The sequence below is a fragment of the Halosolutus sp. DAT137 genome, from assembly GCF_059736405.1.
The window spans coordinates 200,694-216,377 of the sequence record NZ_JCAQID010000011.1; the positions used below are offsets into that span (position 1 = coordinate 200,694).

The 15,684-nt window shown below is 60.3% G+C and carries 12 protein-coding genes; 4 read left to right on the forward strand and 8 right to left on the reverse strand.

The features are described from left to right. Nucleotides 1-319 precede the first annotated feature (319 nt). From AC6I6L_RS18170 to AC6I6L_RS18180, 3 genes are read right to left on the reverse strand one after another with little or no spacing between them, the layout of a single operon-like run. Nucleotides 320-1,510, reverse strand: a complete 1,191-nt coding sequence (locus AC6I6L_RS18170; protein WP_497919166.1) for an Mrp/NBP35 family ATP-binding protein — start codon at nt 1,508-1,510, stop codon at nt 320-322. Next, nucleotides 1,503-4,523, reverse strand: a complete 3,021-nt coding sequence (locus AC6I6L_RS18175) for a molybdopterin-dependent oxidoreductase (RefSeq protein WP_497919167.1) — start codon at nt 4,521-4,523, stop codon at nt 1,503-1,505. Before AC6I6L_RS18175 ends, AC6I6L_RS18170 begins: the two co-directional genes overlap by 8 nt. A gap of 3 nt (nt 4,524-4,526) precedes the next feature. Continuing rightward, on the reverse strand, nt 4,527-6,305 hold the full coding sequence (locus tag AC6I6L_RS18180) for a 4Fe-4S dicluster domain-containing protein (protein WP_497919168.1): 1,779 nt from the start codon (nt 6,303-6,305) through the stop codon (nt 4,527-4,529). A gap of 333 nt (nt 6,306-6,638) precedes the next feature. Here AC6I6L_RS18180 and AC6I6L_RS18185 point away from each other — a divergent pair, with 333 nt between their 5' ends. Genes AC6I6L_RS18185 through AC6I6L_RS18195 form a run of 3 tightly spaced genes read left to right on the forward strand, consistent with a single transcriptional unit; the run spans nt 6,639 to nt 9,605 of the window. Beyond that, nucleotides 6,639-7,889: a Re/Si-specific NAD(P)(+) transhydrogenase subunit alpha gene (locus AC6I6L_RS18185; RefSeq protein ID WP_497919213.1), complete on the forward strand. Its 1,251-nt coding sequence runs from the start codon at nt 6,639-6,641 to the stop codon at nt 7,887-7,889. Next, on the forward strand, nt 7,882-8,166 hold the full coding sequence (locus tag AC6I6L_RS18190; protein ID WP_497919169.1) for an NAD(P) transhydrogenase subunit alpha part 2: 285 nt from the start codon (nt 7,882-7,884) through the stop codon (nt 8,164-8,166). Before AC6I6L_RS18185 ends, AC6I6L_RS18190 begins: the two co-directional genes overlap by 8 nt. A 2-nt stretch (nt 8,167-8,168) precedes the next feature. Next, nucleotides 8,169-9,605 carry an NAD(P)(+) transhydrogenase (Re/Si-specific) subunit beta gene (locus AC6I6L_RS18195; RefSeq protein WP_497919170.1) on the forward strand — a complete coding sequence of 479 codons (1,437 nt, stop codon included), beginning with the start codon at nt 8,169-8,171 and terminating at the stop codon, nt 9,603-9,605. Nucleotides 9,606-9,849: 244 nt separating this feature from the next. Here AC6I6L_RS18195 and AC6I6L_RS18200 read toward each other — a convergent pair whose 3' ends face one another. After that, nucleotides 9,850-11,082, reverse strand: coding sequence for a sulfite oxidase (locus tag AC6I6L_RS18200; protein ID WP_497919171.1), 1,233 nt, complete (start codon nt 11,080-11,082; stop codon nt 9,850-9,852). A gap of 209 nt (nt 11,083-11,291) precedes the next feature. Between AC6I6L_RS18200 and AC6I6L_RS18205 the strand changes: the two genes are divergently transcribed. Beyond that, a complete protein-coding gene (locus AC6I6L_RS18205) occupies nt 11,292-11,717 on the forward strand; it encodes a universal stress protein (protein WP_497919172.1) in 426 nt (141 codons plus the stop codon). A gap of 145 nt (nt 11,718-11,862) precedes the next feature. Here the strand turns inward: AC6I6L_RS18205 and AC6I6L_RS18210 are convergent, their stop codons facing one another. From AC6I6L_RS18210 to AC6I6L_RS18225, 4 genes are all read right to left on the reverse strand, one after another. Next, a complete protein-coding gene (locus AC6I6L_RS18210) occupies nt 11,863-12,060 on the reverse strand; it encodes a SymE family type I addiction module toxin (RefSeq protein ID WP_497919173.1) in 198 nt (65 codons plus the stop codon). 93 nt (nt 12,061-12,153) lie between these two features. Further along, nucleotides 12,154-13,356, reverse strand: coding sequence for an MFS transporter (locus AC6I6L_RS18215; RefSeq protein ID WP_497919174.1), 1,203 nt, complete (start codon nt 13,354-13,356; stop codon nt 12,154-12,156). Nucleotides 13,357-13,487: 131 nt separating this feature from the next. Continuing rightward, nucleotides 13,488-13,712, reverse strand: a complete 225-nt coding sequence (locus AC6I6L_RS18220; RefSeq protein ID WP_497919175.1) for a hypothetical protein — start codon at nt 13,710-13,712, stop codon at nt 13,488-13,490. A gap of 46 nt (nt 13,713-13,758) precedes the next feature. Further along, nucleotides 13,759-15,663, reverse strand: a complete 1,905-nt coding sequence (locus tag AC6I6L_RS18225; protein WP_497919176.1) for a TRAP transporter permease — start codon at nt 15,661-15,663, stop codon at nt 13,759-13,761. Nucleotides 15,664-15,684: the final 21 nt, after the last annotated feature.

Genomic DNA, 15,684 nt, shown 5'->3' on the forward strand with positions numbered 1-15,684 from the left:
AAATCGTTATAAACCTTCGAGATCCGAGTCATTTCGTCATTCCGAACCCGTTCGATGCAGTCGAACACCACTGTCTGAAGCTCACGGATCACGAGACCACAAACGGAGCACATAGACGAAGCCACACGCGCAAAAATGGTATGAAGCCAACGAGAGGTGAGGTCTGCCGAGAGCACCGCTGGCGGCTACTCGCCTCAATCGTGTGAACGGTGATCAATATCGACGACGATAGTACTGACGGGCGAACAGTGATCGCTCCACGAACGGCAAAATACGTCGGCGCCACCCTGACGCCTATCGTCCGGGACCGATATCGCTTCTATTCTATCGAAAGCGCACGCTGGGATGCGGCCGCTCGTGCACTTATCCGGCTCGCAACCTCCCGTGCTGCGGTGGACGGGGCGGTTCCGGACTCTCTAACCGCGATCGGCGGCTGCGCCGTCGATTCTTCGTGTTCTCGTTCCTCTCTGGTTCGCGGTAACTGGATCCGGCCGATCAGGGGAACCGACAGTCCCGCTGGCTCGTCATCGGCGGCGTCGTGGTCCTCGAGTGATCCAACGCGCGGATCCAGCGGTAGTCGTCCCAGCACGGGAACCTCGAACTGTTCTGCCAGATCGGATGCACCTCCGGAGCCAAAGACGTCGTGCGTCGACTCGCAGTCCGGACAGGTGAATCCAGTCATATTTTCGACGATTCCGAGAATCGGTACTCCGTAGCGGACGAACGCTTCGAGTCCGCGCGCTGCGTCATCGGTTGCAACGTCCTGGGGCGTCGTGACAACGACTGCACCGGCTACCGGTAAATGCTGTGCAACGGTTACCTGAGCATCCCCGGTTCCGGGCGGGAGATCGATAATCAGATAATCCAGTTCGCCCCACTTGACGTCGCTGACGAGCTGTTTGATGAACTCATCGACGATCGGTCCCCGCCAGATTACTGGATCCGATTCTCCGACCAGAAAATCCATACTCATCACCCGCACGCCGTACGATTCGCGAGGGACGATGTTGTCCGACAGCGTCGCCGACGGCGTCCGGTCCGAGAGACCGAGCATGGACGGTGCGTTCGGGCCGTAAATGTCGGCGTCGAGTAACCCGACCGACGCGCCCGCATCTGCCAGTGCGACCGCCAGGTTAACCGACACCGTACTCTTACCCACGCCTCCCTTACCGCTCGTGACCGCGATCACGTTTCTGACATCTGGAATGAGATCCACTCGCTCTCCGGCGTCCGACGCCTCGGGATGCCAGTGACACCGCGCCTCGGTTATGCCCTCGACGGACATCGCTGCAACCCTGACCTCCCGCTCGACGACGCGGCGAATTCGCTCGCTCGAGACGGGGAGCGTGAGATCGATGTCGGCCACACCATCGGTGATACCGATCGATCCGATCCCTCCGAGGGCAGCGACTCCCTCGAAGAGTTCGGATTCTCCGGCGTCGGCGGCGGCAATCGACCGGCGGATTTCATCGCGGGCTCGGTCCCGCTCGTCGGTTATCGGGTCAGTCATCGGTGCTCGTCGATCTGGTTTCCGGGTTCCACCGTTCGGACCGTCCGACTGAACCGTCGGTGTACCAGGCACCATCGCTTCCCTCGTCGGTCGGAGGCGCGATCGGTCGCTTGAGCCACTTCGGTCGGCGAAGCCCCTCCGGTCCCGGCGCGGGATCGGTCTTTTCGACCCACTCCCGGTAGATCTCGAAGGCCCGATCGGTATCCACGTAGATGTCGCCGTAGTGATCGTCCTCGTCCGCGGGTCGGACGGTTACTTTCTGGTGCCAGCAGTGCATTCCCGAAATCGGGTCCGGATGCGGCGCGTGGGTTAAATTCTGTGCGACGCCGCCGTCGTTCCACCACACGCGCTCGCTGTCGGGATCGTCGCTCTCGAACGGGCCGATCCCTTCGGCCTGGCGCATCCCCCACTGTCCGTGTTCCGAGTCCAGGTCGACGGTCACTTTGCCGTACGGATCACCGCCTTCATCGATGTCGCGATCATCGTCGCGGTTGATTTTCCACTGGCCCATATGGTGGGACATCGCGACGATACCCGGCTTGATGCTTTCGGTCACCCAGACTTCGTTAACGAAGTAGCCGATTTCAGTCACGACTCGAATGAGGTCGCCCGTCTCGACGCCCATCCGCTCGGCGTCTTTCGTGTGGACCCATACCGGATTGTTGTGGGAAATCTCTTCCAACCACTTCGAGTTCGAGGAGCGAGAGTGGATCTGTGTGGGCAACCGGAACGTCGGTACGAGTACCCGTTCTCCATTTTCGTAGTCGATTTCTTCCGGATGGACGTGCGATTCGATGTAGTGGGGAAGCGTATACTCCGGATCGTCCCACCCCCACTCCGCCATCGTCTTCGAGTAGAACTGTTGTTTGCCCGTCGGCGTCGGGAAACCGCGTTTCGGCTCGCCGTCGACCATCACGCCGAGGACCTCCGAGCCGTCGTGCTCGGAGTACAGGTCGGGCGAACTCTCCCGCCGAATCGTTCCGTACTCGTCGACGAACACGTCGTCTTCCTCGAGAACGTCCTCGGGGATGGAATCCTCGTGAAGCTCGTAATCGTTCGTGGACGCCTCGAACGCCCCGTGGTGCTTCATATACTCCAGAGGCTCCATCCCCTCTTCCGCCGCGGCTTCGACCAGGTTCTCCTCGTGTTCGAAGATGTACCGATAGTACTCGTCGATCGTCATCTGGACCGGGTCGCCGTCTTCACCCTCCCGATACGGGCTTTCGAAGTACTGTCGGATGCCGAGTTCGCCGTCCTCGTCGACTCGCCACGAGAGGTCCATCCAGAACTCGTCTTCTTCCCAGACCTCGCCGGGGTTTGCCTCGTAGGTCCTGTCGACATTTTCGCCCTCGCGTTCGGCAAACTCTCGGAGGACGGGCTGGCGGTAGGTCACCCACGTACCGGCGTGTGTCTCCTGACTCTGGATATCGTGGCGTTCGGGGCTGTGGCCCATCGGCAACACGTAATCCGCGAAATACGCCGTTTCGTTCCACGTCGGCGTCATTGCGACGTGCATACCGATCTTGTCCTCGTCGCTCAGCGCCTCGATCCACGAAAAGCCGTCGGGATACGTGTACACCGGGTTGAACACACGCGTAAAGTACACCGAGATCTTCCCTCGGTTCTCCTTCAGGAAGTACGGCAGCAACTGGCTCATCTCGTAGTGGGCGAACGGCCACTCGCGTGGCAACTGCAACTCGTCCCAGAGCTTCTGTCGCGGCGGTTCCTTTGGCAGTTCCGGATCGAACTGATGCCACGCGTTCGGCGACGTTCCGCCCTTCGTTCCGACGCTGCCGGTCAGTACCTGCAGGAAGTGAAGCGTTCGCGAGACCTGCCAGCCACCCTCGTTGCCAGACGCAGCCGAACGCCAGATGTGACTCGCAAAGCGATCGCCGGCGCGCCCGATTTTTCGGGCGACCGAGGTGATCTGCTCGGCGTCGACCCCGCTCTCTGCCTCGGCGTACGCCGGCGTGAACTCCGCGTAAATCTCGTTTCGTAGCAGGTCGATGTACGACTGGAACGTCGACTCGCGGTCCGGATACTCCTCGTCCAAGAACTGCTCCCAGTTCACCCAGTTTCGGACGAACTCCGCGTCGTAGAGTTCCTCGTCCAGAATGATCTTCGCCATCGCCAGCAACACCGCCGCTTCGCTGCCGGGCTGGGTCGGCAACCAGCAGTCGGACATCGCCGCCGTATTCGAAAGACGCGGGTCCATGACCGCCAGCTGGCCCCCGTCTTGCATCCCCTCCATAATCCGCTGTGCGTGCGGATTGAAGTAGTGGCCCGATTCGAGATGCGCCGACAGCAACAGGATGAACTCCGCGTTCGCGAAGTCCGCACTCGGCCGATCGTATTTGTGCCAGAGTGCATACCCCGCTCGCGCGCCCGAACTGCAGATATTCGTATGCGAGTTGTGACCGTCGAGTCCCCAGGCGTCGAGTACTCGGTCCATGAACTCCTCATGGCCGGGACGGCCGACGTGGTAGGTGATCTCGTTCTCGCGATCGTCTTCGATCGTCTCGCGCATCTCGCTAGCGATGTCGGCCAGCGCTTCCTCCCAGCTCACGCGCGTCCACTGCCCGCTTCCCCGCGGGCCGTCGCGTTTGAGTGGGTAGCGGATCCGGCCGGTGTCGTTCAACTGGTTGATGGTCGCCGGCCCCTTCGCGCAGTTTCGCCCGCGACTGCCGGGATGTTCGGGGTTCCCCTCGATTTTACGAATATCACCGGTTTCTTTGTCGATATACGTGAGCAAACCACACCCGGCTTCGCAGTTGAAGCAGGCGGTCGGCACCAGCGAGTAATCTCGGGGTTCGCCCTCGGGGTTGTACTCCGTCCACTCATCCCATTCGCTGGGGTCTGGATACCCTCCGAGGAGTCCCTCGTCGACCATTCGATCGACGCCGTCGACGCCGCGGCGCTGTCGCTGTTTCGTGGTCTCGGTCGTCCTGTTAGACAGGAGTCCGATCTTCTGTGCAAACTTCTCGATCGTACTTGGGTCGAATTCAGATCCCATATGTTATGCGAGTGATATCGTTTGTGGGGCGATGATCCAGCAGTACTCGAAGGCGAAGAGGCCCGCCAGCGCAACTACGCCGGCGCCGGCGACGACGGGTGCGCTTGCGCCGACCGCGAGTGCGACCAGCGGGACGACGATTCCCGCGCCGATCGCACCGATCCAGAACGCGTTTTTGAATCGCCCGCGCGTGATCCGCGCGGCCGCCTCCTCTGCGTCCTCGGTCTGGTGTGGTGTGAAGATTTCCGAGCCGACCAGCGCGACGTGAGCCAGCAGTCCGCCGATCAGCGCGAGTCGCGACGGCCCGACCAGTTGATCGAAGCCGACTGCGCCCAGTATCGCCGTCGCAGCAGCGCCGGCAATCAGGGCCTGAACGAACATGTGAAGCGGCATCGCGGGACTTTGCCAGAGGTCACGACCCTTCGATTGGCTAAACAGGAAGGCCGTGTACACTGCCGTCGCGGTCGCGAGGACGGCTGTGACGAGCAACGCGATCGGGTGGACGATCGCGGTGATGTCGAGCAGCCAGCCGGCGACCAGAACGCCGAGCCAGGCGCCGAACGCGGTGATAATGTACGCTCCTTTTACCAACCACGAGGTCCAGTTCGGCCGTAACAACACCCAGTGAAACCGCATCGGCTGGTCGAGATCCGCGATGAGCAACAGTCCGGTCAGTCCCAGGAACGCACCGCTAACAAGCGCGCTAACCCCGAGAACGGTCGTGCTCGGTTCGATGATCCCGCCGAGCATGAGCAACGCCGGGAGAAGCAACACGCCGGCGGAGATAGACTTCGTCCACGTGTAGGAGTACACCTCCCATCCCCACGAAGTGTAGTGACTCTCTCCGATGTCGTAGACGCGATTCGCTTCCTCGTGGAGCAGTTCGTACGCCTGCTCCATTCGCCCGGTTTGTGAATCGGACGATGCGGCAGCAACGTCGCTCGGATCGGCAGCAACGCCGCCGTCGGACGCAAACTGTTCAGTATCGCTGTCACATCCGCAGCTACCACCACAGCCACCGTCCGTTTGAACGGGTGTCTCTGGATCGGAACCGGCCTCCGCCTCCACATTGCCACTCGAGAACGTCACGTCGGATTCGGCGAGCGATCGCGCGGCTTTCTCGATATCGAAATCCTCGCGTTCACCGCCCTGAACCTCCATGTTCGAGGGTGCATCGCTCCACATGTAGTGGTCCTCTCGGGACGTCGTTCCCGGAGTGATGCTCCCTTCGTCGCCGTTTACGTAGAACAACTTCGGTTCAGTCCCCTTTTCGGGTTTACGGGCCTGTACCTCCTGGGTAGAGATCGTTTTGGCGATGTCCGTCTCGGCGTTCTCCATGTCACCGGCGATAATCGCGTCCTCGGGACAAACGGTGACGCAGGCGGGTTCCCGTCCGGAATCGACGCGGTGGGAACAGTAGTTACACTTTGCCGCGGTAGACGTTTCCGGATCGATATACAGGGCATCGTACGGGCACCCTTGCATGCAGGCTTTACAGCCGATACACCGGTCAGTATCGAAGTCGACGATGCCGTCTTCGCGTTCCCAGAGTGCGGTAACGGGACAGACATCGGTACACGGTGAGTCGTCGCAGTGGTTACACCGCATAACCGAAAAATTGCGGTTCGTGTTCGGGAACTCTCCCTTTTCGATGTATTTCACCCACGTCTTGTTGACGCCGATTGGATCGTCGTGTTCAGCCTTGCACGCGACCGTACAGGCGTGGCAACCGATACACCTCCGATTGTCGATAACGAAGCCATAATTGGTAATGGGTCTCACTCCCGTTCTATGTCAATTCACCACATGAAAGGCAAGGCCTTAAATCTTGAGGATTGTACCGACCGATATTAGATATCGACACATAAAATTTTGAATGTTCTGGATATATTTTGAAAATAACTACTGCACTCAGTACCGTCGATTGGTGCGAGTCGATAGACAGTCTCGACTCGGCGGAAGACGGAAGATTCCTTGTCACAGCGGGTTTCGAGTAGGTGACATGTGTTGATACGGTGAACAGAACGTCTATAATGATAATCGCTGAGAGAACAGTCGGTCAGTAAGATATAAATCCCTCGTTTGGTATGTCAACGTATCACCGAGTGTGTGAGAATGATTATCGGGATTCCAACCGAGACGGTCGAAACTGAGACGCGGGTCGCACTCGTCCCCTCGCTCGCCGCAGAGTTAGTGGACGACGGGTTCGACGTGTGTGTGGCTGCCGGTGCGGGCGAACGTGCTGGCTGGTCCGACGCGCAGTACCGTGAGGCAGGATGTAACGTCGTCGATGACCGCCAGGCAGTGTTCGAGCGGGCAGACGTGATCTTTCAGGTCCGCGGGCTGGGTGCGACACCGGGGACAGAAATCGACCCGTATCAGGATAGCCAACTGGTCATCGGCCAGCTCGGTCCGTACTCGATCGAGGACGAACTGTCGACGCTGGCCGATCGTCGGGTGACCGCGTTCGCGCTCGAGCTGGTTCCGCGGATCAGCCGCGCACAGAGCATGGACGCACAGTCCTCTATGGCGAGTATCGGAGGGTACAAAGCCGCGCTGGTAGCCGCGGAGGCGTTGCCGAAGCTGTTCCCAATGCAGATGACCGCAGCCGGAACCGTCCGTCCCGCCGACGTCTTCGTCGTCGGAGCGGGCGTCGCCGGGTTGCAAGCGATCGCGACTGCCGAACGGCTGGGTGCGAACGTTCGCGCCTACGATATCCGCCCGGAAGTAAAAGAGGAAGTCGAAAGCCTCGGGGCCGAGTTCGTCGAACTCGACCTGGAAACCGACGACGCCTCCGACGAGGAAGGCCACGCCCGCGAGCAAGACGAAGAGTTCTACCGCAAGCAACGCGAGATGATGATCGACGTCGTGGGCGACTCGGACGTCGTAATCACCACTGCGGCGGTTCCCGGTCGACCGTCACCGGAACTCGTCACCAACGAGATGATCGACGGGATGGACCCCGGCTCGGTCATCGTCGATCTTGCTGCTGGCGGTGGCGGCAACTGTGAACCGACGATCGCGGACGAGACGGTCACATACGAGGGCGTGACGATCTTCGGGCCGACGAACCTCCCGGAGTCGGTTGCCCGGACCGCGAGCCGACTCTACGCGAACAACGTGACGAACTTCTTCAGGGCCATGCTCGACGACGACAACTCGATTACGATCGATACGACGGACGAAATCGTGGATGCGACCATGCTCGTCCAGGACGGAACGATCCGCAACCCGCACGAACAGGACGCCGAAACCGACGACGGCGAATCCGACGAGGACGAGGGCGACGCTGCCGACTCGAGCGACGCCACCGACGACGGTGTCGACTCGACTGAGGAAGCCGGCGGAGGTGATGACGATGAGTGAGATCATCACCTACCTGACCTTCTTCGTGCTCGCTGCCTTTCTTGGCTACTCGATCATCACGAAGATTCCAGCAACGCTCCACACGCCGTTGATGTCCGGTGCCAACGCAATTACCGGCATCACGCTCGTGGGTGCCGTCGTCGTCGCCGGCTCCGGATCGACGAGCCTCGCGACGGCGCTTGGCTTTCTCGCGGTCGTGATGGCAACGGTGAACGTCGTCGGCGGCTACCTCGTGAGCCACTTCATGCTCGCGGATTTCCACGGAGGAGGTGACTGATCGTGGTCGAACTCATTGGCGAGACGGTGCTGTCGGTAGCGTATCTCGTCGCTGCCATCCTGTTTATTCAGGGGCTCAGAGACATGACCCACCCGCGAACGGCCGTTCGTGGGAACTTCACGTCCGCCGGCGGGATGTTCGTCGCCGTCGCCGCGACCGTACTGTGGTTCGAGATTATTCAGCCGTGGGTGCTGATCGCCGGCCTGATCGTCGGTACGTTGATCGGTGTCGGTCTTTCGCTCACCGTCGAGATGACCGAAATGCCCCAGCTCGTCGGGCTATTTAACGGCCTGGGCGGCGGTGCGTCCGCCCTCGTCGCCGGCTCCGAAGTGCTGGAACTGGGCGCGGCGAACGGCGGCGTCGTGGCGACCGACATCGGTATCGCGGCGGCCGTTTCGGGTATCGTCGGCGCGGTCACCTTCACCGGAAGCATCGTGGCCGCCGGGAAGCTCCACGGCCTGATCGCGGGCTCTGCGGTCCGGTACAGCGGGGAGCACGCCGTCAAGGCGCTGCTCTTGCTCGTTGCGGTGCTGGCCGGGGCGTACACGATCGTCCAGCCGGAGTTACTTGCCGACACCCTGCAGGGATCGGCGGTGCCATCCTACTGGGTCCTGATAGTGGCGGCGGCAGTACTCGGAGTCATGCTGGTCATTCCGATCGGCGGGGCGGATATGCCCGTCGTTATCGCCCTGTTGAATTCGTACTCCGGGCTGGCCGCAGCCGGAACCGGATTCGTACTGGGCAACAGCGCGCTGATCATCGCCGGAACTCTCGTCGGCGCGGCCGGAATGATCCTGACGGTAATCATGTGCGAGTCCATGAACCGATCGCTGACGAACGTTCTCTTTGGCGGCTTCGGCCAGGAAGCGGCGTCTTCCCAGGAGATGGACGAAATCTACGAAGGCAATATCACCGAGACCTCTCCCGAAGAGGTCAACATGTTGCTCGATACGGCCCGTCGCGTCGTGATCGTGCCGGGATACGGGATGGCGGTCGCCCAGGCCCAGCACGCGGTCGCCGAACTGGCCGAGTTACTCGACGAGAACGATGTCGAGGTCGAGTTCGGTATCCACCCGGTTGCGGGACGGATGCCCGGACACATGAACGTGCTGCTGGCGGAGGCGGACGTTCCTTACGACAAAATGAAAGAACTGGAGGAGATCAACCCCACGTTCGCACAGACCGACGTCGTGATCGTTATCGGGTCGAACGACGTGGTGAACCCGCTGGCCAACACCGACGATTCGAGCCCGATCGCCGGGATGCCGGTTCTCGACGTCGGGGAAGCAGGCACGGTCGTCGTGAACAAACGGAGTCTCAGTCCCGGATTCTCGGGAATCCCCAATCCGCTGTTTGCCGAGGATAACTGCCTCATGCTCTTCGGAGACGGCCAGGAGATGATGCAAGAGTGCGTCAACCAATATAAAGGGAGCCACTAACGTCGAACGCTCCGACGATCGACGGCCGTTAGAACGCGAGGTCGTCAGCGAACCGATCGTCCCGTTTTGCCGATGGGAAACGTACGTCGACGAGTTCGATCGCTTTCTACGGGATGTCGGCTGGAAATTGCCGGTAGCACCGACCGAAACCGTCAGTCCCGACCGAAACGACACCCCGAGGTCGGAGCACAGTCGCGCGACCGGGGCGTGATTCTGTGTCCGTCAGCCGTGTTGCTCTTGACCGTCAGTCGCTGCGATCGCGTGGCGACGCCGGATCGACCGTCACCGTCACCCCGTAGGGTTCGTACGCGTTGTTTCCGTATCCGCGTCGGTTCCAGGGGAACTCGTCGTTGTCGAACGCACCGGCTGCGTCTTTCGGAGACGATGGACGTGACGGCTGCGTTCGCCCGCGATCGTCCGTCGCCCGTGAGAGCAGTCGATGCTCTCCGGGGACGGCCTCCCACTCGATGGAAAACTGTCGCCATGCTGCGTCGCCGCGAACCGGATCGACGAACGACGCCTCTTCCCACGTCTCGCCGCCATCGAACGAGACGCTAACCGCGTCGACGGCGTCGTCACCTGCCCACGCCATGCCTCGAATGTCGGTCGTCCCGGCCGGAATCGTCCCGTCGCCATCCGGGGACGCGATCACCGACATAACGGTCTGGTCGTAGGCGTACGGGTGTTCGATCTCGTCGGATTCGAGTTGCGCCTGCGTGTCGAACGTCTCGATCGACGCGCGGTGGGTCGGGTTCGCCCCTTCGTCGCGAACGAGACGATAAGCGTGCTGTTGCCAGTGGGTGTCTCGCGCCCACTCGTCGCCGTGGATCATCTCGTCCATCACCCGGAGTTCGGAGACCCACTTGACGCTATTGACGCCGTACCAGCCGGGGACGATCAGCCTGACCGGGTATCCGTGGTCGGGTGGCAACGGGGCACCGTTCATTTCGTACGCGAGGATGCAATCGTCGCGCACCTTCTCCATGGGGATCGAACGGGCGAATCGATCCGCCCCGTCAGGGGCATCTCCGCCGACGGCCGTGAGCCACTCCCCGTCGAGTCCGTAGTCATCGAGTATCGATCCCACCGACGCCCCGACCCAGATCGCGTTCCCGACGCCGTCGAACTCCCACTGGATCGTCTCTCCGGACGGCTCCAGATACGCCCGGCCGTTTCCGGCACACTCGATCGTGTGTGCCACCGTCTGGGGCGGATACGAACGCAGATCGGCCATCGAGAGCGTCCGTTCCGTCTCGTCTGCAGCCAGCAGTGAGATTTCCCACGTGTCCCCATCGAGTTCCGGTGTCGGGTAGTGGTTCAAAACGAAAAAGTGGTCGATCGGCGTGAGCCACTTCTCGTAGACGTCGCGGCGACCGACGCCGGCGGCGTACGCTTTCTCTCCGTCGACTGGGTCGAGTTCGGGGTAGCGGTCGTCGATCGTTTCTCGAAACAGACGGGCGTGTTCGTCGTTGCTCATTGGGGCGTCACTCCGTACCGACGTAAACACGTCTTTCCAGTGGCATATTCCTTGTCATCAGCGGAACGAGTGGGATGATCCGTCGTATTCGGAAACGACTGATACGGATCGTCCTACCGTGTAACCGTGGCGAGCGCTCTCAGACGGTACGTTCGCGGTAACGGTACCCGACGGAAGATTAATAGGGGTTCTTGCACAAATTCGGAGTTATGGTAATTGTTGCAGCTATCGATCCGGAAGAGCACGCGTCGGTCGTCATCGAAGAGGCGCTGGAACTATCGTCCGCGTTCGACGATTCGGTCCACGTCCTTCACGTAATGTCCGAATCGGAGGCAAACGAGAGACGACGCGCGACGGCGAGCGAAGAGGGCGGACCGATCGACGAAGACGACGAACGGACCATCGCTGCCAGCGTGGCTCAAAACGCCACCGGCGACCTCCCCGACGACGTGGAGTTCGTCGGTCGAGTCGGGGAAGCGAGCAAAGAGATCACGGCGTACGCAGAAGAAATCGACGCGAGATACGTCGTCATCGGTCCCCGGAAGCGATCGCCCGCGGGCAAAGCGCTCTTTGGCAGCGTCGCACAACAGGTGTTATTAAACTCGTCAGTCCCCGTCGTCGCCGTCGTCGCATAACGCGATTCGGCCGAGATTCGAAGACCGGCGCGTCTCACACACGACCCGGTCTGCCGTATCGACATTCTAGCGGAACCCCGACTTGTCTGTGACTCCGTTACACTAGCGGACTGTTGCCCGCCCCGGTGGATCCGATCGGCGGACCTCAGAACTCGTGTTCGATCGCCTCCTTGTCGGCCTGCTGGATGATGATTTTCCCGTCTCTGACGCGAACGAACACCTCGGAGCCGATGTCCATACCCGCGACCGTGAGCTCGTCTCTGTGCAGGTTGAGGTGGACGTTGTGATAGTTCCCGTCTTCGTCTCTCGCACCGCTTGGACTTAGCTTCTTTTTCCGTACCATTGCGGTATCGTACGGCAAGTGTCGGTACAGAACGCACTTAAGTGTTTTCTAGCCGCGAATCGAACCGTCCGTATCCGGCGGTTGCATCGACCCCTACGGGGACTCGACCGTCGTTATGAGCGTACGAGCAAGCACCACGATGAGCACGACGACGCCACCGAGGAGGAAAAACGAAGTGCGAAACGAACGCCAGTCCGTGATCGCTCCGACAGCGATCGGTCCGAGCGCACCACAGCCGATATAACACGTCCGGATCAGCCCGTATCCAGTCCCCTCGACAACCGACGGGACGGCAGCAATCGTATAGGTATGTGCTGGCGGAAAGCATCCGAGCAAGCAACTCGAGAGAACGATACCGAGACCGATCGACCCGAGTCCATTTCCGAAAAGAAGCAGGGCGATCCCGGGTACACTAGCCGAGGCGAACAGGGCGATGACCACCTCGGTTCCATACCGATCTGCGAGGAGTCCTGAGACGAACTGCATGAGAACGGCGGACGCAAAAAAGAAGCCAAAGAGGGCCGTCGCAGCCGCGTTCGTCACACCTTTTTCGTCGATGAGAAACGTCGGCAGAAAGCCGGTAAGACTCTGGTAGACCAGCATGATACAGAGCAATACGCCAGTCCCGTACAGCACTGGCTCCAATCGCAACGCCCGAGTGGTCTCCGCGTACATCTCGCGGAGCGAAAGCACCGGAACGGCTCCCGGCGATTCGGAGAGCGCGATCCAGAGGCCGACGGAAACACCGACGAACAGGGGAAGCAGGTAACTGAATCCGAGTCGCCAGCCAAAATACGCGGTCACGGTTCCAGCGACGACCGGCAGTAACGCGTTACCGACGTTTCCAGCCGCTTGACTGATACCGATCGCCGTCGTCCGATACTCGGAAAACGTGTGCGAGAGGACGGTTACTCGACTCGGCCCGTATACGCCCGCCCCGGCACCCATAATGATACTTCCGAGAACGAACAACCCGAACGCCGGGGCGGTTGCTACTGCCGCGATGCCGATCATCGTTCCGGCCAGTCCTATAATCAACGCAGTTCGTTCTGTCGTCACGTCTGCGAGCACGCCGCCGGGAAACTGCATGACCCCGTAGGCTGCCCAGATCGATCCGACGAGGAGTCCGGCAGTCGTATACTCGAACGCGAATTCGACGCGCATCTCGGGAAGCAACGCAGGGTACACGATCCGTGTTCCGATCGTGAGCATCCATCCCAGTGAGACGGTCAATAACACCCATCCGCGACCATCGTCTTGGAGAACCCCCCACACGGTTTGTAGGCGTCTTCGCATAAATCGTACAGACACGTGTACTATTGCAAATCGGGATTATAACCTTACTGAATGTGGCGATCCAGTTCGCAACGGAGAAGGCGTACTCGGAGATCACTCGACGGTCAGTTCGAACGCTGCTGGTGTTCGTCTCAAATGCGGTTGTGCAGTTGCTGGAACAGGAGGCCCACCGGAATCGCGGTGAGAACGATAATTCCGTACGTGATCGCCGCTCCGATGTCGTATGGTTCGAGCGAGTGGTACAGCGAACCGGCCCAGATGAAGGTGACGAAGACGACGAACACGGGGGTCGGGATTACTCGAAGGAAATCTGCGATGGGATTCTTGCGGTTCGATGGTCGATCGCCGGATGCCATACCGTGTTACTAGTGGGATGGCTTCAAAACCGTACCGATCGATTACTCAGGTCGTCGTCTGCGCGCGGCGTTCGGTAGCGATGTGCGATGCGCCAGAGAGCGCGACCAGAACTAGCCCGATGACGGCCAACTCGAGGAGCCCGATCGGAACCATCGGCGGCGGGATGATCAGGACTAGCGCGCCGAGCGTGGCGAGTCCGCGGGCCAATCGATTGCTAACGGGCCACCCCCAGATGCCGGACTGAATCGCGATTACGGCGATTGTCAGAAGCACGAGATCGATCAGTGCGTACATGAGTCCCATCTCCAGAAGGATCGCTGGATGGAGTATGTACCGGGCAGGGATAATGAACGTCGGCAGGACGATCTTCATCGCGGTAAACGCGATTCGAATCGGATCGGAGTCAGCGATCTGGGCCGCAGCGAACGCCGCGAGGGCAACCGGCGGCGTGAGCGTCGAGTATACGGCGAAGGTGAAAATAAAGAAATGGCCTGGGAGTCCCCCGAGACCGACTGCCGTGAGACCGGGTGCAAGGAGGGACGCGGCCAGGATGTACGCGGCAGTCGTCGGCATCCCGAAGCCCAGGATGATCGAGAATGCCGCGACGAGAATCAACAGTAGCGGGATAATCCCCTGCGAAAGCGAGACCACGATCTGTCCGAACACGACGCCGAGTCCGGAGATGTTGAGCGCACCGAGGACGATCGCAGCGGCCGCACAGGCCATCGCGATCTGCGTCGCATTGCGTGCGCCCTTGTCCAGGGCCACGAGCAATTCCTTTACTCCGATTCGGGAATCGGGCTGAATCGAACTCACGATCATCATGACCGCGATGGAGAAGAAGATCGATCGGTAGATCGTATACCCCTGTATGAGCATGAAAAACAGGATGAAGATCGTCACAACGAGCGTGATCGCCTGCCCGGGTTTCTCTCTCAGTACTTCGAGGGCCTCGTTCTGTTCTTCTTTCGGGACCGGATCGATATTGAGTTTGACCGACTGAGCGTGGATCGAAAAGTACACTGAGAGATAGTACAATGCCGCGGGAATTATCGCGGCGAGCGCGATTACGGTATATTGCGTTCCCAGAAACTGCGCCATGATGAACGCGCCAGCTCCCATAATCGGCGGCATCAACTGTCCACCGTTTGAAGATGAGACCTCCGTCGCGCCCGCCATTCGGGAACTGAACCCAAATCGTTTCATCGCCGGAATGGTGAAAATACCGGTTCCGTACACGTTAGCAGCCGCACTCCCCGAAAGACTCCCGAAAATTGAACTCGCGATGACGGAGACTTTCGCTGCCCCGCCCACTAGATGGCCAACTAACGCGTTCGCCAGATCGAGCAAGAACCGTCCGGCCCCCGTCGCTTCGAGAAACGCTGCCAAGATGACGAACAGAAAAATGAACGACGCGCTGACGCGAACCGGAACGCTCCACAGTCCCTGTGTCGTGACGAAGAGTCCGTCGATCCAGTTCGACGGTGGAAGTCGTGGCGCCGTAAGCGGAGCCGGAAGGAGGTCCGAGTAGATCGTCGCGAGGAGCATAAAAACCGCCACCGCAGCCAGTAATCGACCGACGATTCGACGAGTGGCTTCGAGAACGAGAACAACGCTGAGAACACCGACGACCCAGTCCATCGTCGCGGGAGTCCCAACGTAGGGAGTGGCGTTTAGCAGTCTGTTATACTCGACGAGAACGTAGACCATCGCGCCTAACGAGCAGGCGACGAGAATCAGGTCGACCAGTCGATATCGCAGTTTTTCCTGGCCCAGGAAGGGCACGATTGCAAACGTCAGCGCCGCCAGGAGGTACACGTGAACCGGACGCTGAATAAGCGATCCGAAGACGCCGAATGCACCGGTATAGAGGTGAAAGAGGGATGTGATAATTGCGAGCCCAGAAATTCCGTAGACGCCGATCGTTCGGAGGGCAGATTCGTACCTCACAGTGGTAGCATCGGACATAGT

Excerpts from the sequence above, each read along its gene's own strand:
- AC6I6L_RS18205 (WP_497919172.1), top strand. The coding sequence starts at position 11,292 with ATGGTAATTGTTGCAGCTATCGATCCGGAAGAGCACGCGTCGGTCGTC.
- AC6I6L_RS18210 (WP_497919173.1), bottom strand. The coding sequence starts at position 12,060 with ATGGTACGGAAAAAGAAGCTAAGTCCAAGCGGTGCGAGAGACGAAGAC.
- AC6I6L_RS18190 (WP_497919169.1), top strand. The coding sequence starts at position 7,882 with ATGAGTGAGATCATCACCTACCTGACCTTCTTCGTGCTCGCTGCCTTT.
- AC6I6L_RS18220 (WP_497919175.1), bottom strand. The coding sequence starts at position 13,712 with ATGGCATCCGGCGATCGACCATCGAACCGCAAGAATCCCATCGCAGAT.
- AC6I6L_RS18175 (WP_497919167.1), bottom strand. The coding sequence starts at position 4,523 with ATGGGATCTGAATTCGACCCAAGTACGATCGAGAAGTTTGCACAGAAG.
- AC6I6L_RS18170 (WP_497919166.1), bottom strand. The coding sequence starts at position 1,510 with ATGACTGACCCGATAACCGACGAGCGGGACCGAGCCCGCGATGAAATC.
- AC6I6L_RS18185 (WP_497919213.1), top strand. The coding sequence starts at position 6,639 with ATGATTATCGGGATTCCAACCGAGACGGTCGAAACTGAGACGCGGGTC.
- AC6I6L_RS18215 (WP_497919174.1), bottom strand. The coding sequence starts at position 13,356 with ATGCGAAGACGCCTACAAACCGTGTGGGGGGTTCTCCAAGACGATGGT.
- AC6I6L_RS18200 (WP_497919171.1), bottom strand. The coding sequence starts at position 11,082 with ATGAGCAACGACGAACACGCCCGTCTGTTTCGAGAAACGATCGACGAC.